This window comes from Solibacillus sp. FSL K6-1554, assembly GCF_038005185.1.
Lineage (GTDB): Bacteria > Bacillota > Bacilli > Bacillales_A > Planococcaceae > Solibacillus > Solibacillus silvestris.
In genome coordinates this window covers 866884-887862 of the sequence record NZ_JBBOSS010000001.1, presented here as the reverse complement: position 1 = coordinate 887862, position 20979 = coordinate 866884, and the positions used below count along the sequence as shown (strand labels likewise).

The following is a 20979-nucleotide window of genomic DNA, read 5'->3' as shown; positions in this document are numbered from 1 at the left end:
CCCGCCTTTTTATAGATTACGCAGTGAATCGATAATTTCTGTTTTCGACTTTGTTTTTTCATCCAATACTTTAATTTGACGAGCTGGTACGCCTGCAACGACTGTATATGGCTCAACATCTTTAATAACGATTGCTCCGGCCGCTACTACCGCGCCTTTTCCGATGCGAACACCTTCCAATACAACAGCATTTGCACCGATGACAACATCATCTTCCACAACAACCGGCAACGCACTCGGTGGCTCAACTACGCCTGCTAGAACCGTTCCCGCACCAATATGGCAATTTTCTCCTACTGTTGCACGACCACCTAATACCGCGCCCATATCAATCATTGATTTTGCACCAATTTCAGCACCAATATTAATAATGGCACCCATCATAATGACTGCATTGTCACCAATTGTAACTTGATCACGGATAATCGCACCTGGTTCGATACGCGCATTTACTTTTTTTGTATCCAAAAGCGGTACACCTGAATGACGGCGATCACTTTCTACTACATAGTCTTCAATAAGATCTGCATATTTTTTCAACGATGCTTCAATTTCCGACCATTCGCCAAACACTACCGCATTATTACCTTCACCAAACACTTTGCTTTCGGTACCAAATGATAAATCCGCAACACCAATTCCCTTTACATAAACTTTTACTGGTGTAACTTTTTTCGCTTCTGAAATAAAATCAATAATTTGCTGTGCATTTAATTTTTCCATATGACACCCCGCTGCGTGTTAGATTTTTTAACATGAATAATTGTACTAAATTTTCAGTAATATTAAAACTATTTTTTAGTTCGTTTCGTTCGAATAATCATACAGACAGCGTGCATGATCCTGCACTAAATCGACAAAAGCTTCCACTTGGCGTAATTCGAATGTTGATTCATATCCGATCAGCCATGTATCCCGTGTTAGTCCATCGTCATTTCCATTATTCGCCAATGGTATTTTATGAACATTTTCCTCACCGTTCAGTGTGATGGATGGTAAAATCGCATATCCGATACCATTTACCGCCATCTGCTTGCATGTCTCGATTTGATCCACAATAATTTGGTGTCTTGGATTGTAGTTGAAATGACGTTGCCACCATTGCTGAATTTCCTGATAATAATTTGAATCACTTTTAAATTGGATAAATGGGCGGTCTGATGTCAATATATCTTCCATATCCTGAATTTCTTTATCAACTAAATACATCGTATCGCGGAACAAATGAATTTTCTTCCCCTTCCATTCTGCCTGCCCGCGGACGATGCCAATATGCGCTTCCCCATCATACAGGGCTTTAATGATTTCCGAGCTCCATCCAGTAATTAATGAAATTTTCGTATCCGGATATTTTGTTACATAGTCTTTTAATACTTTCGGAAGCCAATTTTGACCGACAATCGATGCACAGGCAATTTTTAATGTGCCGTGCACTTTTGTATTTAACGAATGAATCGTTTCAAAAATTTCTTCACGCTTCACAAGCAAATCGTTCGAATATTGAATGACCAGTTCACCCGCGGGAGTTGGTGTTAATCCTTTCTGGGAACGAATAAACAATTGTACGCCCCACTCTTTTTCGATTGATTGAAGTCGCTGTGACAGTGCCGGCTGCGTTAAAAAAAGGCGCTCTGCCGCTTTTCGCATATTTCCTTCCTCTGCCAACACTTTAATAATTTCTGCTTCTGTTATTGTCACTGACAATCCTCCCTTTCCGACCGAACGGTTAAAAAAACGACAAAATCCCTTTAGGACTTTGTCGACTTTTATTTTAAGCGTTGTGTTGGTAAATATATTTCTTTAATTGTTTTAAAATAATTCTTCGCGTCATAATACCGACAAAAGTGCCTTCTTCATCGACTACACATAAAAAGGCATGGTTAATTACTAGATCGAGTGCACGTTGGAATGTATCCGTAATTTTTAAATATACAACTTCCTGATTCATGACCTCATCCACACGAATGTCTGCTAATCTATCATATTCAATTCGCTCTAAGCCTAAAATAGACTCTGTTATCATTTTGGTACTTAACAAACCTTTTAAACGATACTTTACATCAAGTACAGGAATAGAAGAATACCCCGTTTTTGTTAAAACTAATAATGCATGTTCAGCGTTATTTCCACTTTGTACATGGGCTACCTTCTCAGATGAAATAATAAAATCTTTTATAGGCATATCTAGTAAAGCTCTGTTGTTCGTTGAAATCATGACATTCTACTCCTTTATCCCGCTAATAACTGGCAGCACCATACTAAAAAAGCCGAAACTTACTGCCGTTATTCTTTGCTCTGTCATTCGACAAAACAGTTTCTCTATTCTCTATAATACCATATGGAGCATTTTTCTGACTATGAAAGGCGCCTATGATTGCAAAAGAAAAAGCATAATAAGACGAGAAAATTCGTCCCATTATGCATTAATTTCAGTAACCCCTTGCCCAATAATAAAAAATAATGATACCCGTAAATGTTCCAAAAACTGCATACGATAAAATGATCGGATTAAGAAGGAAAGGATGCTCCTGAATTTCTTCAGGCACTTCCGAATCACGTTCCTGACCGCTGTCCTCTATATTATGTCCAACGCGTACCGTTAAATAATAGCCTATAAAACATAGTAGGATGACAACAAAAATTGTTGGATAAAGCCAAATTCCGATTGCAATCGCCTCCTTTAAACAGTTAGCGATAGTATGCAGCAATAATTTGGAATTTATTCTTTTTTGATATCATTTGACAAAGTTAGAACGGATGCTGATTTAGCCATTGTCCGCCATCTAAAGTAATACATTCCCCGTTTAAATAGCCTGCCTTATCCGATAGCATAAATGCAGCAAGATCAGCTATTTCCTCAGGTGTGCCAAGACGCTTTAACGGAACAGAATCCAATGTGCGTTTCGCTTGTTCTTCGGATTCCCATAGTTTATCTGCTCCGCCTGTTCGCTCAATCGGCCCTGGTGCAACGGCATTTACGCGAATGCCATATTGACCGCCCCATTCAACCGCAAGCGAACGTGTCAACGAGAGCACGCCGGCTTTTGCTGCAGCTGAATGAATGACACCTGCTCCTGCGCCCCAAGCATATGTAGCCACCATATTGATAATCGAACCTTTTATACCGTTTTCAATCCAATAGCGACCAATTGCAGAAGTACAATAAAATGTTCCATTCAACACAATATCAATAACGGCCTTCCATCCATTCGGCGACAATTTTTCTGCATGCACTAAAAAGTTCCCTGCCGCATTGTTCACTAAGCCATCTACTTGACCAAATTTTTCAGCTGCATATGCCACCATTGCCTGAGCATGTTCCGGTTCTCGAACATCCATTTGAAATGTTTCGATTGAAGGCCCAAATTCCTCGATTTCTTTTTTTGCATTGGCCAAACGCTCTAAGTCACGCCCGGTAATGACAACATTCGCTCCTTCTTTCACGAACTGCTTTGCCATACCAAGCCCCATCCCGCTAGATCCACCTGTAATAATAATCGTTTTGCCTTGTAACATTCCATACATCCCCTTTGCATATAAAATGAACAGCCATTCATAAATAGATTTTACTATAACAGGAGGGAAATAAATACTAAAATATAAAATATTTCTCACTTACACGGAATTTTAACTGATTTTATAGTATTTTTTCTCCTTCGAAGGGAATGGAGTGAGCGATGAATTCTGATTTTCTAATATATCATTTAATCGTCTAATATAAATTTATTTGTTCTAATAAAATTATGATGTTCTAATATATCTTCAACATGTTCAAAAATGTATGCACTTTGTTCTAATATCACCTTCAGATCTTCTAAAATCACAGTTCTTTTTTCTAATATCCTACACAATTGTTCTAATAAAATCCCACCGTCCCTAGCCCCGCTCTAGGCGGAAATTAAAAAGCTATGAACATTTCGTCCATAGCTTTAATTTTTCTACTATTCTTCAATAATCGGACCGAGTGATTCAGCTAAAAAGATTTCCTGACTGTTGATTCGGAGATCACTTTGATGGCCTTCTTTATAGTGGTATTTTCCATTGGAATCCTGAATGCGCACTTTTTGATTATCTTTAATTTGGAGCAGCATAATACGCTTGATGCGGTATTTTATTTCCGTTGAATAGATGGGAAACAGTATCTCCACACGTTTAATCATGTTCCGGGTCATCATATCTGCAGAAGATAAGTATAGATTATCCTCCCCGTTATGATGGAACCAGAAAATCCGGGAATGCTCCAGGAAACGGCCAACAATGCTCAAAACAGTTATATTTTCTGAAATCCCCGGGATGCCTGGACGCAGACAGCAAATACCACGAATAATCAGCTCGATTTTCACCCCTGCAATCGACGCTTCATATAGTTTCATCATTAATTCCTTGTCGGTTAAAGAATTCATTTTTGCCCGGATAAACCCGTTTCCATATTTTTTATGTAACGCAATTTCCTTATCGATTAAATCTAGGAATTCATCCCGAATATCAAAAGGCGCGACTACAATATGATGAAATTCAGGTTTTTCAGTATAACCGCTTAAATAATTAAAGAAATTTGTCGCATCAATTCCGAATTCCTTATGCGATGTAATAATCCCCATATCCGTATAAATCTTTGCCGTTGCATCATTGTAATTGCCCGTCCCTAAATGAACAAAGCGTTCAATTTTCCCATTGCGTCGGCGAACAACAAGTGTAATTTTCGAATGGGTTTTTAAATTATTCATCCCATAAATGACGAGGCAACCTGCTTGTTCAAGCTGTTTCGCCCAATGCACATTATTTTCCTCATCAAAGCGTGCTTTTAACTCTACTAAAACCGTCACCTGTTTACCATTCTCCGCCGCCTGCTTTAAAGCTTGAATAATCGGCGAATTTCCGCTTACCCTGTATAGTGTTTGTTTAATGGCCAAAACGCTCGGATCTTCCGCTGCTTCTGCAATAAAATCAACAATCGGGCCAAATGATTCATAAGGATGATGGAAAAATATATCTTGGGTTAACGCTTTTTCAAAAATATTTTCGTCCGACTGTAAATCATGAGGCGGCTGCGGAATAAAACTTTCATATTCCAAATGTTCCCGCCCTGCGGAAATCTCTTTGACAAAGCCGAACATTGCCGTTAAGTCGAGCGGGCCATCAATTTTGAAAACATCGGACTCTCCCAGTTCAAATTCATTTAGTAAATAATCCAGCACGTCGTCATTCATCTCACCGTCTCGCACTTCCAAACGTGAACCGACGCCCCATTTGCGCTTTTTCAGCTCCTTTTCAATTTCCACTAACAGGTCTTGGGCACCTTCCTCATGAATGGTCAAATCTGCATTTCTCGTTAACCGGAAAGCTTGTGTCGATTTCACTTTATAACCTAAAAATAAACGGTCGATATTACTTGAAATGACATCTTCCAATAATACAAACAACGTTTCCTTACTTTTTGATGGTATTTTAATAAAACGATTCAATACAGAAGGCACTTGAACAATTGCGACCTTATCCATAGTATTTTCTAAATCCTCATTGCTGTTTTCCAGCATGACAAATAAATTGAGCGTACGGCCTAATAATGTAGGAAACGGACGGTAGGCATCGACCGCAACAGGTGTAAGGACAGGAAAAATTGTTTCTTCAAAGAATTCATTAATATAACTTTTTTCTTGCTCATTCAGCATTTTCAAATCAAGTATATGCACGCTTTCTTTCGGTAAAAGTTCATACACTAAATGGCGATATACTTCTGTTTGGCGTCTTACCAATGCTTGCGTACGTTCAGCAATTTTAGCAAGCTGCTCTTTCGGTGTTAAACCCGATTTATTTTCGGGTTTATGATAGCCAGCACGAATTTGGTCTTGCAAACCCGCAACCCGGACCATAAAAAATTCATCCAAATTGGAACTGAATATTGCCAAAAATTTCATCCGTTCCAACAACGGGTTATTTGTATCTTCCGCTTCTTCCAATACCCGTTCATTAAAAGCGAGCCAGCTCAGTTCACGGTTATTGTAGTACTGGGGCTTTGCGATTTCCTCAAGCAGCTCGTTGCTGTAACTTGTACTATTTTCGAATTCCTCATGTTCCGGATCAAAAAACGGATCCTTTTCCATATTCATTGTCATATCAACCCTGCCTTTCTTCGTTGAACTTAAGTTTTACCTCGCCTTTGAAAACACGTTCAATATGCTTTTTTTGTTTTTCTGCCTGAGCCAGTTCCGCTATTGCCCGTTCAGAAGTCAGTACTTCTATTTGAAAATGATTGTTTACTTTTTCAAGCGCAATATTTTTTACGACATTGCGCTTTGTCATATTTAAGGCGTAAACAAATTTTAAAATTGCGCCAAAATCACGCAGCTTTTTGAATTCTTCTTTTGAAATCCATGAATCGAATGGTCGTGCGAAACGCAAAAAGTAGTCACGGTTTTTATACGATGCCAGCAGTGCCAGTTTAACCCGATCTATATGGGACAAGCCTGGTATTGATTGATTGGAAATCAAATAAAATGTATGCTGACTGGAGGAATCCAGCTCAATATATTCCCCGATTCCATAAACTTTTGCGGCTTTCTTTAATAGCTGTAAATCTACTTCACTATATTCAAATAGCTTTAAATTAATGCAGCCCCGGTATAACTGTTCTGTCAATGATTCCAGTGTGTGTACTTCCTCCTCCGTACGTCCATAAGCTAACGCAAGCTGCCGGCCACTTTCTTCAAAAACATTGTATTTATCATAGGCCTGGGGATTTCCTTGTAAGACACGGCTAATAATGATCCCTTCCCGCAACCCTTTTTTACTGACCTGGAAAGAATTCGAATTTACAGTAGACAGAAGCTCCATAAATACTTCCAATGCCGGAACGATAATATCTGCCCGATCTGACGAAAGACCATCTAGCTGTCTCAAACTATCGTACGAAAATTCCGTCAAATAGTCGCGCAGTTGTTGTAAGTCGCTCACAGTCATTTCGTATTGATGAACACCCGATAGCGGATAGCCAACTTTTTGCTGATGAACTTGGGCGATATTACGTGCACTTCCTCCAATTGCAATAACCGGTAATCCTACATCAACTATCCATTTTAGTGAGGAAAATTGTTCCTTTACAAACGTACGCAGCTTTTCACGTTCGATTTTATCAATAATCGGACCGCTTACAAACTTTTGCTTTAAGGAAACTGTACCGAATGGGAAACTGATCGTTTTTTGGAGTTTTTTGTTGATGAATAATGTAATTTCAGTTGAACCACCGCCAATATCTATCGTTACTGCAGACGGGGTATCCATTGAATGGGCTACTGCAACAAAGCCGTAGTATGCCTCTTCTTCTTCCGTTAGAATATCAATCAGAATACCTGTTTCTTCTTTCATACGGGCGATGATTTTATCATTATTGATCGCTTGTCGTACGGCAGCAGTTGCAGCCGCTTTTACGTCTGTTACATGATAGTCCGCCAATATTAAGCGGAACGATCTTAGCGTCTCACCAAGTAGCTGAATGCCCTCTTCGGACATTTCTCCGTTTGGCAATAAGTATGTGCGCAGGCGGGCAACGGTTTTAATATTTCCAAATTCCTTTAGCCCTTCGTTTTTATTATAGGAATATAGTACAAGTCGAATCGTGTTAGAACCAATATCAATGATGGCTGTCTTAATTTTTTTCATAATACGCTTCACTTCCTTCTGAATACCTTTGTATTCGATTACACTCATTTAAGCGCCTTCAAGAAAATTTGCATAATACATCATTTCATTTTCAGTTTACAAAAAAAGCCGGAATTACTTTTTCAAGTATCCGGCTTTCCCATTATTCTATACAATTTAAAACGATGCATCAATTATTAGATAAGTTTTTTTACAGAATCAACTTATCCATCTGTAAAATTAATTCCGCAATTTCAGGTTTCGAAATTTGCTCTTCCGCTCCTACCTGCTCACCTTTATGACGTAAATCATCGGTAATTAGACTAGAGAAAATAATGACCGGAAGTTTTTTAAGATCAGGATGTGATTTAATTTTCTTAGTTAAGTGATGACCGTCCATTTGGGGCATTTCAATATCTGTAATCACGAGCTGTACATGGTTTTCGATCTGTTTATCTGCTTTAGCCAGCGCTTCCAGATAATCGTATGCATCACGGCCGTTTTCAAAAAACTCCGTATTTGCATAGCCTGCTTCATTCATCGTATCGAATAACAATTTGCGCAATAATGGCGAATCTTCGGCAATAATTACTTTTTTTTCGGTACGTTCACGCTTGCCAAGCTTTTTAACATCGTCCACACTTATGCTGGATTCAGGATTAATGTCAACCATGATTCGTTCAAAGTCCAGTAGTAGAATCATTTCGTCTTGAGACTTGATGACGCCAATCACCTGAGATGATCCGCCTTGATACATATCTGAAGGTTTTTCAATCTGATCCCAGGAAATACGGTGAATTTGTGTAACATTATCCACATGGAATACAACACGTTGCTTATTAAATTCTGCCACGATGTATTTTTGCTGTGGGTTTCGGTTTTCTGTAGGGATCCCTAATACTTTTAACATATCTACAACCGGCAATACTTCCCCACGTAATTGAATAATACCTTCAACATGTGGATGTACATGTGGAATAAATGTCACTGGTATTGGCTGAATAATCTCTTTTACTTTAATTACATTTATACCGAACTTATTATTCGCAACCTCAAATTCAACAATCTCAAGCTCATTTGTTCCACTTTCTAGTAAAATCCCTTTCTGATTTTCCACTACTTGTCTCTCCTTCCAAACTGCCACGCTTACAATAATCCCATTGTATCATAAGAACTATTTAACTACTATCTATTATTGTGCCCTTTGTACTTACTCGTAATACTTGATTAATGCTTGTGTCCCATTGTCCCCATAGCCTTCTGCAAGTAACTGATCGTACATAGATTTCGCTAAAGCTAAGCCTGGCAATTGGAGATTCATACGCTCTGCTTCATCAAGCGCAATCTTTATATCTTTAATAATATGTTTAATGTAAAAGCCCGGCTCCAGATTCCCCTTCAACATACGTGGAGCAAGATTGGATAGCGACCAGGACCCTGCTGCCCCTGCTGTAATCGAACGAAGAACTTCCTCCATCGTCAACCCAGCTTTTAAACCATAAGCCATCGATTCGCAAACACCGATCATGCCGGATGCGATCGCAATCTGATTGCACATTTTCGTATGTTGCCCACTGCCCGCAACACCTTGGTAAACAATGTTTTGTCCAAACAGTTCGAAAATAGGATACAGTTTTTCAAATACATCTTTGTCGCCGCCAATCATAAGCGATAATGTACCATTTTTTGCACCAATGTCTCCTCCAGATACTGGTGCATCAAGACTATGCAAACCACGTTCCCTTGCTTCATGATAAAGCTTTTTCGCAAGCGTCGGTTCAGATGTCGTCATATCGATGACAATTGCACCTTCTTTCGCAGTAGAAAAAATACCTTTCTCACCAATGTAAACTTCTTCAACATCTTTTGGGTAGCCAACCATTGTAAAGATAATCTCCTGCTCTTTACTTGCTTCTGCTGGTGTTTCCGCCCATTTCGCGCCTGCAGAAATAAGATCTGCCGCTTTGCTTTTAGTTCTTGTATAAATTGTTACATCATGTCCGGCATTCAGCAAATGCATAACAATGCTTGCCCCCATTACACCAGTACCGATAAACCCTATTTTTTTTGATTCCATATGCATGCCCCTTTAGTGTTTTCTTTTTATTTTAACAAACTCAGGGAGAACTTCAATGTCAGTGTTTTTTAATAAATCTAAAAATAACATACACACTAGGATAGTTTCCAATATGCTTATCCCATAGGAGTGGCCTCTTAAAGAAAGATCTTCTCATGATATATTTTATTAGTTGGATTTAAGAAAATGTATGAATAAATTAAAATTTCCTGCATATATAAAAAAAGAGAGCAGTAGCGTTGGTCCGCTTCTACTCTAAAGGGGGAAATGAGAATGTTGCTGTGTTCAAAATTACTCTTCCCTTCTCATCACTGTTTTAAACATAAAATATATAATTATTTTCAATTTAATGTTTAAATAACAGATGTGCACTTCTCGATTGATTAAAAGCATTCATTAGATTGTCTACTTGGACGCTTAGCTGTATTGTTTTAGCACTTCGTAAACCATTTTCTAAACCTGATTGAATCATTTGTTTGCGCTTTTCTTCAATTTCCAATAGTAGTGCCTCATTCGAGATAGGTCTACCCAAACTGTTTCCTCCTTTTTAGCCATTTACCATTATTATACCCATTTTGTAATCTTCTTACAAAAAATTCATCATTCAAAATTCGACAATAATTATGCTCTTGAATTTTCTGAAAATGTATACACTACATCCCCACCTTGTTTTGCCTCACCACGGAAGTTTTTAAATTGTTCATCCTTAATAAGGTGTTCACGAAACTGAAGAAATTCCTCCTTCTTTATAATCACAGATTGTAATTCGCCATTGCGTAATTGATCGAGAACTGTTTTATAGTCTGTCATATGGTACCCTCTTTCCATTTTTATATGTATAAATCTAATATATCAGACTATTAATTGAAAAGGAAAATTAAATATATTCCAAATATGTCCTAGTAAATTAATAAAATTATTCAAACTAATTGAATTTTGTAGTATAATTTCAAGCAAACTGTTAATTAGTAGTCGATGAAGGGACTGACTGTGTATGAAAATTGCGGAAGTTGGAAATATAATCGAGTTTAAAGACGGCTTAAAAGGAGTCGTTGAAAAAGTGAATGAGAATTCCGTTATCGTTGATATAACGATTATGGATAATTTTCATGATTTAGAAATGGAAGAAAAAACAGTTGTTAATCACAAACGGTATAAAATATTAGCTAATAACGAATAATTTAATGCAAATTACCCTTTTTAACATTGAGATGATGATAAAAAGGGTAATTTTTGTTACGATACGTAAGGGGAGGTTGAAGCTATTGAAAAACAAAAAACAAATCATTACACTCCTTCTGGCATTAGTTTTTATTTTCAGCATGATGTTTTTTACATTTTATGAAAAGACGATATTCTGGTATTTATATGCCTTTACCTTACTAGTTGGAATTGCCATCAGCTTAGTGGCAGGTAAATTTGAAGACCGTATTCCGACATGGCAATATTTGATATACGGAATTGGGTACGGGACAATTACGTATGGAATCGTAAAACTCGGTTATATGATAATGCCTTATCTCGATAAAAACGCATCAAAGGATATATCGAAATTTTTAGATGTATATGGTCCACATAATATTTTCCATTATTTAATGCTCATTTTTATCGTAGTTGTAGGAGAAGAAATGTTTTGGCGAGGCTATGTTCAGCAGCAGTTAAAACAATACACAACGCCTTTCTGGGCTGTCGTAATCACTTCTATGCTATTTTCACTGTCTCTAGCAATTAGCGGGTTCCTGCCAGGTGCACTTGCAGCTATTATCGCTGGTTTGCTTTGGGGAGCGTTATATGAATGGAAAAAAAGTTTACCGTTAATTATCGTTACCCATATTGTCTTTGTTTTACTATTATTTTTAGTTTTACCATTATTCTGATACAATTAAAGCAGAAACTTATCTTTCTAAATTTTCGTCTATACATGTTAAAGGGGGATCCATATGAAGAAAACAATTTATCAAGTCGGGGCCGTAGTTATTTTATCTGCATTTTTAGCAGCTTGTAATACGGATACAGACGAGCCTACAACAACAAATGCAGCAAAAGAAGAGCCTACTGAAACAGAAGAAGTGCAAAATGAGGAAGAACAAGAAACAAACGAAACGAGCGAGACAAGCGAGGCCGATGAATCTTCTTCAGCTCAGCAAGAGGAAACTACTGAGTCATCAGAAGAAACAAAAGCTGAACAAGAAGATAAAAGTGATACTACTACATTGACATACATTTCAAATGGCCAGCCGTTTGAAGAAAAAGTAGTAACTTCAAAAAGTGATGAAATGAATTACACGATTCAACATTTAGAAAACTATACACTGACTTCAGAAGAACCAGGTGTCGACAGTTTATTAAATAATGCTGATGAAACAACGTCAATGCAAATTGAAGTTGTAAAAAAAGAAGATGTAACTTTTGATCAGTTAAAAGAATCTGCAAAAGAAACAATTTCTGCCATTGCTCCTGAAAACACGAAAGATCTGGATTTAGCTTCAACTTTGACAGAGCGTAAAGAAATTTTAAATATTGTTGGATATGAAGCTTTATTAGAAGATGAAAAGGTTGTAAAAGTTGTAATTGAGCGCGAAAACCTGTTTGTTACGTTAACAATTTACGATAATGTCCAAGCAGACCTAACAGATGCCTTTTTACAAATGGGTTTAACAATTCAATAATGAGCAAAAAGGACGCCCGTAAATTTTGGGCGTCCTTTTCTTGATTAATAGGATAAATCTTTGATAGATAATCCTAATTTTTTTAATAACTCTATTGCTGTCTGTTTTTCTTCGGCTGATAATGCCCCTAAAAGTTCATGAATTTTCTGTTCATGCTCAGGAAACAGCTTGTCCATAAATTCGGAACCTAGATCGGTAATTTCCGCATATGTGACACGACGATCGGTTGGGCACGAAACACGCGCTAAAAAATTCCGTTTTTCCAACTTATCAACTACGTAAGTAATCGATCCGCTTGCTAACAGAATTTTGTTTCCGATTTGCTGCAGTGGCTGGCGACCTTTATGATATAAAAGTTCTAAAACCGCGAATTCTGTGGGATTTAAACCATTTGTTTGTATAAATTGATTCGTAGCTTCACTTATCGCTTTATGTGCTCTTGATAAAACGATAAATAATTTCAACGATTGCTTTACTTCCTCTGAAGCCATAAAAACCATCCTCTATTTTAAATAATCAATTACGCTGTGCGCAATTGCGTAGGATTTAAGGAGGCCCACAAGACGGGACAGACTTCTGTTGTCCATAATGGAACACTTTAAGCTAACTTCCTCTTTAAATCCCCTTTAATAATCTGTGACATCTGCAAGAAGCTTGGCTTACACGAGATTCGTACTCATTCATTACTTCATGGAAGCGGTGCTCTTACACTGATTTGCTAAGATTTCAGCTAGTGTTTGCTAAATCTGCTAAATGAAGATGTACATATTATAGCGATGGATTGGAAGTTTTGTCAAAATCACTTCGAAATTGCCGCCATTCTTGCAACTCTCATTGAATAAGAAGGAGAAGAATTTAAATATTCAATTTCATTTCTTAAATCAAAATCAATTAAAAACTTAGATCCTGCACCTTGCTCACTTTCAATGTGAAGAGTCCCATTATGTTCTTTAATGACAGATTGTACAAGCAATAGTCCCAGTCCAGATCCTGTTTCTTTCGTTGTATAAAAAGGGTTTAACGCATTTTCAATATCAACCGCATTCATCCCTTTTCCACTATCCTGAACTGAAAGCTGCAGCGTATTTTTGCCGCGGTAAAGTAAACGTACAACGATGTAATTATTCGTATCCATGGCTTCGATAGCATTTTTCAGCAAGTTAATGATCATTTGCATCAGGCGATTATAGTCCCCATTAATTCTGTATTCTACTTGTTCGTCATATTCAAACAAAATCATTGCATTTGTTTTCATTGCGAGAGGCTGCATACGCTGAATTGACTGGTCTACAACGTCCTTCAAATCAAGCATTTGAAATACTTGTTTCTTTGGTTTTGAAATGTTCAGGAGGTCTCCAAGCAAATCATCCATACGTTTTAACTCAGATTCTAGAATTTTGAAGTAAGGATATTCCTGCTCATTTAAGTTGCTTTTAATCATCTGAATAAAGCCTTGGATCGATGTCATAGGATTGCGTATTTCATGGGCAATCGACGCAATATTTTGACCAATAAACGACAAAGATTGCTGATGCTCAATCCTTTTTAGCAACATCATTTCTTCCGTCTGGTCAATAATCGTTGTTACTAATATCCCTAAATTTTCATCTACTTTACTAATGAAGTTTAAATAGACCGGAGTGCCATCTCCGTTTTCTCTTTTAACAAAAATACTCGCCATTTCCCGATTTGAAATTTTTTTATAATATTGGATGATGACTTCAGAATCGTACTGGCAATCTTCAAATAGATAATCATAGCTTCTATTTTCTATTTGAGCGGCTTTTCGATCAAGTAAATGCAATGCCATTGCATTGCCGGATAATATTTTTCCGTTCAACGTTGTTAATATTACCCCTTGTGCCATTCCATCAATTAAATTCTGAAACATAAGTGTTTTGCTTTTTTCTTCAAATGAAATAACATTTGATGGGTTAACTTGTATTCTAGTAAAGATCAGTTGTTTATGTTCAAGAAAATGCCCCCAAACCTGGACCGGTATTTTCTGATGATATTTATTAATTAATACAAATGTAGTAGTAGATGGTGATTTTTCATTGACGGAATGGATAAACCTCTCCCACTCACCACTAAGTTTGTCCGTACTTTCCCAAAAACATTTAGGTAAATGGGTTGACTGTAATATTTCCTCTGCTTTACTATTCATAAATTCAATCTTACCTTGGCGGTTTAATATAATAATTTGTTCATTGGATTGCTGAAAGAGATCTTCTAACATAAAATTCAATTGACCTTCCACTACAATTACAACCCCCCATTTTTAGATATTATAGAATTTTCAGAATTGTATACTTATGGTATATTATTTCACATTACTATTTGGAATAAAATGGGCAAATTCTCCCATATTGTTTGTATCTGTTTACACTGCTACAATATACTTTATGAAGAGGAGAATAAAATTATGAAAATTATATTAAGTACACTCAATGCAAAATATATTCATACAAATTTAGCGATCCGCTATTTAAAAGCAGCAGCACTACCTGAATTCGACTGTGAGCTTGCTGAATATACTATTAAAGACCCCGCTTTCAACATTGTATCAGATCTTTTCCAAAAGAAACCGGATGTTGTCGGATTCAGCTGTTATATTTGGAATATTAATGAGACGATTGCGGTAATTCGTATGCTAAAAACGGTATTGCCTAATGTCAAAATTGTATTAGGCGGTCCGGAAGTTTCCTATGATGTCCATGAATGGATTCGTAAACATGAAGAAATCGACTTCATTATTATGGGTGAAGGTGAAGTTTCATTTAAAGAAATGCTTCGCTACTTCAATGGTGAGACCCCACTCGAAAAGGTGCCGGGTATTTGCTATTTAGAAGAAGGAAAATTAAAAATTCATGCACAGCCACCAAAAATCGATTTGCGAGAAATTGCTACCCCTTTCCGATTTGAAGAAGATTTACCTCATCTAGGTAAACGGATTCAATATATTGAAACAAGCCGCGGCTGTCCTTTCAGCTGTCAATTCTGCTTATCTTCCATAGAAGTCGGGGTTCGTTATTTCAATCGTGAGAAGATTAAAGAAGATATTCGTTACTTAATGAATAACGGGGCTAAAACGATTAAATTCGTAGACCGTACCTTTAATATTAGCCGCAGCTATGCGATGGAAATGTTCCAATTTTTAATTGATGAACATCAGCCAGGTGTCGTATTCCAGTTTGAAATTACAGCGGACATTATGCGTCCTGAGGTCATTCAATTTTTAAATGACAACGCTCCGAAAGGGCTGTTCCGTTTTGAAATCGGTGTCCAGTCAACTAATGACCTAACAAACGATCTTGTAAAGCGTCGTCAAAACTTCGAAAAACTTACTCGTACTGTCACAATGGTAAAAGAAGGCGGAAAAATTGACCAGCACCTGGATTTAATTGCCGGATTGCCTGAAGAGGATTATGCGTCTTTCCGCAAAACATTTAATGATGTATTTGCGATGCGTCCAGAAGAGCTGCAGCTTGGCTTCCTGAAACTGCTGCGCGGGACAGGCTTACGGTTGGAAGCCGAAAAGTACGGCTACACATATGTTGATATTTCGCCTTATGAAATTTTTTCAAATAATGTATTAACTTTCGATGATATTGTTCGTATTAAACATGCGGAAGACGTACTGGAAAAGTATTGGAATGCACATCGTATGGACAATACGATTGAATATTTAGTAACAAAAGTATTTGAAACGCCATTCGATTTCTTCCAAAGTTTCGGCACATACTGGGAAACAAAAGGCTGGTCACGTATTGGACATCAGCTAGAAGATTTATTCCGCCGTTTACTAGAATTCCTTCAAACGGTCGAGCATGCTGACTTAGAAGTGATTACAAGCTTAATGAAGTACGATTTCCTGCAAGGTCAGCAGTTCCAGCCGCGTAAACTTTGGTGGGATGACCGTCTTTCTGATGAAGAGATGAAAGATGTCTATACGCGTATTAAAGAAGGCCCTTCCCTTGTAGGTGAGGAATTTGAAGCAATGCAAATTACTGAACGCGAATTATTTAAGCATTCATTAATTATTCCGTTCCACATCGATTTAGAAAATTACGAAGTCGGTGCACCAGAAAAGAAAACAGGCTATTTATTCACATACTTCCGCAATGGACAACAGCCTTACTTCAACACATTCAATTAATTCAAAAACGCTGCAAACTCTTAATATAGAGTGTGCAGCGTTTTTTCAAATTGAAAAATTTATCGATTATTTGATTTAGAACCATCCGATTGTTTCTTTTGAGGTCCATTTTTATATTGCTCTTCCGTTAAATCATTGTCTTCGCGAAGATCCAGATCATCCGGGTTTAACTCCGGTCCAACCTCTTCTTTCATATTTTGTCGGTCATTGCCTTTCTTCTTTTCCATAATGATCACCTCCATTCATAAATTAACCAATTAGCTATAATCTATTCTGCTGATTGCAGTCGGCATACTCGTTTTATACCCCAAAAAAGAGGGCATAATTCAATTAATAGAAAGGAGTGCTATTTTTGAAATTTTTATTGGTTATTTCAAGCATTGTTGTTCCGCTTATTATGGTCCTTCTAAGAAAGAAAATCAGCAAGTCAGCCTTTATTTTTAATATATTGGCTGTTATTTTTGTCATCATTTTCGGCAGTATTGCATCCACTTCAATTTATCAGATTATTATTGACGATGCTGTCTTTATGACAAAAATTCATGGTCTTTTTTTAAATGAACTCTTCTTAATTTCCGGCGCATATATCGGAGTATTTACTATTTACAGACTTATGATTCTCACATTGCATGAAAAATAGTTATGTTTTAAATACATTAAAGAACGCCCATTCCCTAAAAGGAAATGGACGTTTTTACGTATTGCCCGTTCTTCTTTAATTACCATTATTACTCCGTGAAAGGGATGTTATTTAAGCATTATTATTATTTCTAACTCACTAATATTTAAAAAATACATATTATGCAATTAGAGCCATTCTTTTTTAGTAAGGAGGATATTAAAAGTGAATGCCAATAAAAAAGAACAGTCCCCAGACTCTCAAGAAATTCAAATTGCCAGGCTTGCTTTTATTGGTGCATCCATCGCTACATTAGGTGATGGTATAGCTGCGATTGCTGCCGGTCTAGCGTTGGAGGCATTAGAAAACTCAAGTAACCAAGGCACTCAAAAATCCGATTCATCTCCACAGTCAAAAGACATGCAAAAACAGCTTGACTATTTAATTAATGAATTGAAACAGATTAAAAAAATGATGAAATAAGTTTATTTGTATTAATTAGAGCCAAGTAGATACAATACGAATTTTTATGCCTAAAACTTCAAGACAAGTTTCGTTCTAATTTTAATCGAATATATTGGTTAAAAAGGAGTGTATTTTTGCAAAACTCTGCTTTTCCTTCACCAACCTCAAACTTAATTAGTAATTTAACAAAAGCGATCAATGGTGAATTCACGGCAATCCATTTTTATGAGCACTTAGCTAAACTCGCACCAACTCAAGAAATTCAAAATAGAATTCTTGAAATTCGAAATGATGAAATGAGACACTTTCAAGGCTTTTCTAATTCCTACTTCTCCATTACCGGCCATTATCCAACGCCTCAAATTACAGAAGAAATGCCAAATAACTTTAAACAAGGTGTATTAGGTGCATTTAAAGATGAACAAGAAGCTGTTGAATTTTACCATCTTGCTGCGAGACAAGCTGGGAATTCCTATATAGCACATCAATTTCAATCCAATGCATCAGATGAACAAAATCATGCAGTCTGGTTTTTATATTTCATGACCCATTATTAAGCCATATAAATAAGCCAACCTATTCTTCCATGATACCAGCAGCTCAACTAACCTTTTGGCAAGATTTTGGGGTGTCATGTGGTTTGACGTCCTTTCTATCCTCAAAAAGTTGGTCTCCCCAATTCTTGTACCAATCCCAATAAAGAGTAAAATTCGTATATAGCTAATCCGATTAAAAATCCGTTGGTTAACATTTCCGAGAAGGTGTTTTATTACAATACTACGTATGAAAAAAACCCATTACTTTTACAGGTAATGGGTTTTAACGTATTTATCTGATTTAGTTTGTGCAATAACAGAGAATAAAAAGAATCATTTATACACTCATTCTAAACTTGAGAATTTTGCCAGGTCTTTTCTACTCCCTATGGTGACCAGTAAATCTTCTGGTTGAAGCAACTCTTCTGGAGAAGGAGAAACAATGATATCATCATTCCTAACAATCGCAATAATACTGACATTAAATTTAGCACGAATATCTAGTTCTTTTAGATTTTTACCGGCCATCCTTAAAGGAATTGTAATTTCCTCAATATTGTAATTTTTCGAGAGTTCAATATAGTTAAGTAACTTTGGTGAGAGGAGTTGATTGGCTACTCGTTCCCCCATATCTCTTTCCGGATAAATGACCCAATCAGCGCCGATCGCCTCTAATACCTGGCCATGCCTTTTACCAAGTGCCTTAGCAATAATTTTTTGAATTCCTAAATTTTTCAGGAGTACCACCGTTAAAATACTGGATTGAATATCATTTCCTATCGCTACAATTACACAATCAAAGTCTGTGATACCTAATGAAGTAAGAGCCTTTTCTTCCGTCGAATCAGCAATCACCGCATCTGTTACGTAACCTTCAGCAGCTTCGACTTTTTCTTCAACTAAATCGATTCCTAATACTTCTTGCCCAGCTTCATGCAGTCTTCTAGCAACACTCGTTCCAAATCTCCCTAAACCTATCACAGCATATTGTTTTATTGCCATTTTGTATCCCTTTCCTTTGTTAATTAACCAATCATTATGTTCCCTTTTATATAGTGATATGCTTCTTTTTTACGTCGTTTGGAAATAGCAAATCCAAGTGTTAACGGACCTAATCTCCCTACGAACATTGTTAAGATAATTAGAACGCGTCCAAATGGAGATAGCTCTGGTGTTAATCCCATAGAAAGTCCCACGGTACCAAATGCTGAAGTTGCTTCAAATAAATATAGAATAAAGTCATGACCTGGTTCTGTGATGCTTAGCAAAAAGGTGACGATTACAACGATCATGATGCCGCTCATCGCAACAGTAAGTGCCTTTAGAATACTTTGCATAACAATACGACGTTTAAATAAAACCACATCTTCTCTCCCTTTAAGCTGGGAAAAAGCTGTTGCCATTAAAACTGCAAAAGTAGATACTTTAATACCTCCAGCAGTCGAGCCTGAACCTCCCCCGATAAACATTAGGAAAATGGTTAAAAATAGCGTGGCATGAGTCAAATCTGCCATTGGTAATGTATTTGCTCCCGCCGTTCTTGGCGTTATACTATGGAACAAGGCACCTAGAGCTTTTCCTGTGGAAGACAACGGTCCCAATGTTTTATCATTACTATATTCAAACAGGAAAATTAAGATGGATGCTCCAACGATAAGCATTAGTGTTGTAAACAATACAACTTTTGAATGTAATGAAATTTTATGTGTAACAGGGTATTCATATAATTCATGTATGACAATGAAACCTAAGCCACCTATAACGATCAGAGAGCAAACAGTTAATACTACAAATGGATCGTCAACGTATTCAGTAAGACTTTTAAATCCCCCCATTAAATCAAAGCCTGCATTATTAAAAATTGAAATTGAATGAAAAAAACCAAAATAAATTGCTTTGCCAATCGTCATATCAAATGAAAATCTGATCGATAATATGATAGCTCCAATACCCTCTACTATCACAGTAAAAATTAGTATTCTTTTAACTATTTTGACGATATCAAGAGTCGAGGCAGCATTAAAAGCTTCTTTTAATAAAATTCTTTCTTTTAAAGAGATTTTTTTTCCTAATAGAGTAAATAAAAAGGTTGCAAACGTCATAAATCCTAAACCGCCAATTTGAATAAGCGACAAGATCACTAATTCACCAAACAGTGAAAATGCCTCCTCGGTATCTACAACCACTAGACCTGTAACACAGGTAGCAGAAGTAGCTGTAAATAACGCATCTAGGAATGGAAGTCCTTTACCATCTGCTGTAGCTACCGGGAAAGTTAACAAAAATGCACCTACTAGGATTAAAATGGCAAATCCCATAACAAGTATTTTTGATGGATTAAGGCTCTCTTTGAAAATTTTCATTGCTCCCTCCTAACAATAAGTTAAAAGTTATTTACCCATGAATTTATACCAAGTTAAGGCATCTACTAAGCTCTTATTCTAAAATAATTAATAAAGTTTTATGAACGCAAAAAGACCGATTTTAACAAGCATTAACTTTGCGGTAAACGACAAAAGGAATACTTGAATAAGGCGGTCTATTATATGACCTCCTCCGCATTAGCCGACGAAGTTAGCTGACGGGTTAGGATGGCGAAAGAGTATATATCATCCCTTCTGCAATGCAGAATTAACCCCAAAAGATCGGGTCCTCCGTTCTCAATGATTGAGATTTGGCTTTGTTAGTTTTCTTAATTACGAGCTTATTTTACTCCTGTGCATAACACTTGTAAACTGGTTAAAAAAATTTATTTATAAGTTTGTTTGTAATGTCAAAACGACTCAAGAACATAAATCATTCAATAAATTTATAAA

The 20979-nt window shown here is 36.8% G+C and carries 23 protein-coding genes and 1 riboswitch; of the genes, 7 read left to right on the top strand and 16 right to left on the bottom strand.

Annotated features, from left to right (window positions below; genetic code table 11):
* Window positions 1-9 precede the first annotated feature (9 nt).
* The 11 genes from dapD to MHB58_RS04155 form a co-directional block, all read right to left on the bottom strand.
* Window positions 10-723 (bottom strand): 2,3,4,5-tetrahydropyridine-2,6-dicarboxylate N-acetyltransferase, encoded by a 714-nt coding sequence (dapD, locus tag MHB58_RS04205; RefSeq protein ID WP_008403496.1) that lies wholly within the window; start codon window positions 721-723, stop codon window positions 10-12.
* Window positions 724-798: 75 nt separating this feature from the next.
* Window positions 799-1698: a LysR family transcriptional regulator gene (locus MHB58_RS04200; RefSeq protein ID WP_008403497.1), complete on the bottom strand. Its 900-nt coding sequence runs from the start codon at window positions 1696-1698 to the stop codon at window positions 799-801.
* Window positions 1699-1771: 73 nt separating this feature from the next.
* On the bottom strand, window positions 1772-2215 hold the full coding sequence (gene cbpB, locus MHB58_RS04195) for a cyclic-di-AMP-binding protein CbpB (RefSeq protein ID WP_008403498.1): 444 nt from the start codon (window positions 2213-2215) through the stop codon (window positions 1772-1774).
* A gap of 214 nt (window positions 2216-2429) precedes the next feature.
* Window positions 2430-2708, bottom strand: a complete 279-nt coding sequence (locus tag MHB58_RS04190) for a hypothetical protein (protein WP_008403499.1) — start codon at window positions 2706-2708, stop codon at window positions 2430-2432.
* 40 nt (window positions 2709-2748) lie between these two features.
* Window positions 2749-3516 carry a 2,4-dienoyl-CoA reductase gene (gene fadH / locus MHB58_RS04185; protein ID WP_014824576.1) on the bottom strand — a complete coding sequence of 256 codons (768 nt, stop codon included), beginning with the start codon at window positions 3514-3516 and terminating at the stop codon, window positions 2749-2751.
* A 425-nt stretch (window positions 3517-3941) separates the two neighbouring features.
* Complete coding sequence (locus tag MHB58_RS04180) at window positions 3942-6116, bottom strand: RNA degradosome polyphosphate kinase (RefSeq protein WP_340734756.1); 2175 nt, start codon at window positions 6114-6116, stop codon at window positions 3942-3944.
* Between the two features lies 1 nt (window position 6117).
* The gene (locus tag MHB58_RS04175; protein WP_340735889.1) at window positions 6118-7659 is read right to left on the bottom strand and encodes a Ppx/GppA family phosphatase; all 1542 of its coding nucleotides are present in this window, start codon (window positions 7657-7659) and stop codon (window positions 6118-6120) included.
* A gap of 190 nt (window positions 7660-7849) precedes the next feature.
* The gene (locus MHB58_RS04170; protein ID WP_008403503.1) at window positions 7850-8755 is read right to left on the bottom strand and encodes a chemotaxis protein; all 906 of its coding nucleotides are present in this window, start codon (window positions 8753-8755) and stop codon (window positions 7850-7852) included.
* Window positions 8756-8848: 93 nt separating this feature from the next.
* Entirely contained in the window at window positions 8849-9715 is an 867-nt protein-coding gene (locus MHB58_RS04165; RefSeq protein ID WP_014824580.1) for an NAD(P)-dependent oxidoreductase, read from the bottom strand.
* 346 nt (window positions 9716-10061) lie between these two features.
* Window positions 10062-10247 carry an aspartyl-phosphate phosphatase Spo0E family protein gene (locus MHB58_RS04160; RefSeq protein WP_008403505.1) on the bottom strand — a complete coding sequence of 62 codons (186 nt, stop codon included), beginning with the start codon at window positions 10245-10247 and terminating at the stop codon, window positions 10062-10064.
* An 89-nt stretch (window positions 10248-10336) separates the two neighbouring features.
* A complete protein-coding gene (locus tag MHB58_RS04155) occupies window positions 10337-10525 on the bottom strand; it encodes a hypothetical protein (protein WP_008403507.1) in 189 nt (62 codons plus the stop codon).
* A 184-nt stretch (window positions 10526-10709) separates the two neighbouring features.
* On the opposite strand from MHB58_RS04155, the gene MHB58_RS04150 reads away from it, so the two are divergent.
* From MHB58_RS04150 to MHB58_RS04140, 3 genes are all read left to right on the top strand, one after another.
* On the top strand, window positions 10710-10895 hold the full coding sequence (locus MHB58_RS04150; RefSeq protein ID WP_008403508.1) for a YkvS family protein: 186 nt from the start codon (window positions 10710-10712) through the stop codon (window positions 10893-10895).
* Between the two features lie 85 nt (window positions 10896-10980).
* Entirely contained in the window at window positions 10981-11592 is a 612-nt protein-coding gene (locus tag MHB58_RS04145) for a CPBP family intramembrane glutamic endopeptidase (RefSeq protein ID WP_340734755.1), read from the top strand.
* 63 nt (window positions 11593-11655) lie between these two features.
* Complete coding sequence (locus tag MHB58_RS04140; protein ID WP_014824581.1) at window positions 11656-12384, top strand: hypothetical protein; 729 nt, start codon at window positions 11656-11658, stop codon at window positions 12382-12384.
* A 44-nt stretch (window positions 12385-12428) separates the two neighbouring features.
* Here MHB58_RS04140 and MHB58_RS04135 read toward each other — a convergent pair whose 3' ends face one another.
* Complete coding sequence (locus tag MHB58_RS04135; protein ID WP_014824582.1) at window positions 12429-12875, bottom strand: MarR family winged helix-turn-helix transcriptional regulator; 447 nt, start codon at window positions 12873-12875, stop codon at window positions 12429-12431.
* 308 nt (window positions 12876-13183) lie between these two features.
* On the bottom strand, window positions 13184-14644 hold the full coding sequence (locus MHB58_RS04130) for an ATP-binding protein (RefSeq protein ID WP_014824583.1): 1461 nt from the start codon (window positions 14642-14644) through the stop codon (window positions 13184-13186).
* A gap of 165 nt (window positions 14645-14809) precedes the next feature.
* Here MHB58_RS04130 and MHB58_RS04125 point away from each other — a divergent pair, with 165 nt between their 5' ends.
* Window positions 14810-16543: a B12-binding domain-containing radical SAM protein gene (locus MHB58_RS04125; RefSeq protein WP_014824584.1), complete on the top strand. Its 1734-nt coding sequence runs from the start codon at window positions 14810-14812 to the stop codon at window positions 16541-16543.
* Between the two features lie 59 nt (window positions 16544-16602).
* Here MHB58_RS04125 and MHB58_RS04120 read toward each other — a convergent pair whose 3' ends face one another.
* Window positions 16603-16770 carry a hypothetical protein gene (locus MHB58_RS04120; RefSeq protein WP_008403517.1) on the bottom strand — a complete coding sequence of 56 codons (168 nt, stop codon included), beginning with the start codon at window positions 16768-16770 and terminating at the stop codon, window positions 16603-16605.
* Window positions 16771-16895: 125 nt separating this feature from the next.
* Here MHB58_RS04120 and MHB58_RS04115 point away from each other — a divergent pair, with 125 nt between their 5' ends.
* From MHB58_RS04115 to MHB58_RS04105, 3 genes are all read left to right on the top strand, one after another.
* A complete protein-coding gene (locus MHB58_RS04115; protein ID WP_014824585.1) occupies window positions 16896-17183 on the top strand; it encodes a hypothetical protein in 288 nt (95 codons plus the stop codon).
* A 204-nt stretch (window positions 17184-17387) separates the two neighbouring features.
* On the top strand, window positions 17388-17645 hold the full coding sequence (locus MHB58_RS04110) for a hypothetical protein (RefSeq protein ID WP_008403520.1): 258 nt from the start codon (window positions 17388-17390) through the stop codon (window positions 17643-17645).
* Window positions 17646-17761: 116 nt separating this feature from the next.
* Complete coding sequence (locus MHB58_RS04105) at window positions 17762-18184, top strand: ferritin-like domain-containing protein (protein ID WP_008403521.1); 423 nt, start codon at window positions 17762-17764, stop codon at window positions 18182-18184.
* Between the two features lie 324 nt (window positions 18185-18508).
* Here the strand turns inward: MHB58_RS04105 and MHB58_RS04100 are convergent, their stop codons facing one another.
* Together MHB58_RS04100 and MHB58_RS04095 are read right to left on the bottom strand one after the other, a co-directional pair.
* Window positions 18509-19165: a potassium channel family protein gene (locus MHB58_RS04100; RefSeq protein WP_008403522.1), complete on the bottom strand. Its 657-nt coding sequence runs from the start codon at window positions 19163-19165 to the stop codon at window positions 18509-18511.
* Between the two features lie 23 nt (window positions 19166-19188).
* Window positions 19189-20526 (bottom strand): TrkH family potassium uptake protein, encoded by a 1338-nt coding sequence (locus MHB58_RS04095; protein WP_014824587.1) that lies wholly within the window; start codon window positions 20524-20526, stop codon window positions 19189-19191.
* Window positions 20527-20712: 186 nt separating this feature from the next.
* A riboswitch (cyclic di-AMP (ydaO/yuaA leader) is annotated at window positions 20713-20853 on the bottom strand.
* Between the last annotated feature and the right edge of the window lie 126 nt (window positions 20854-20979).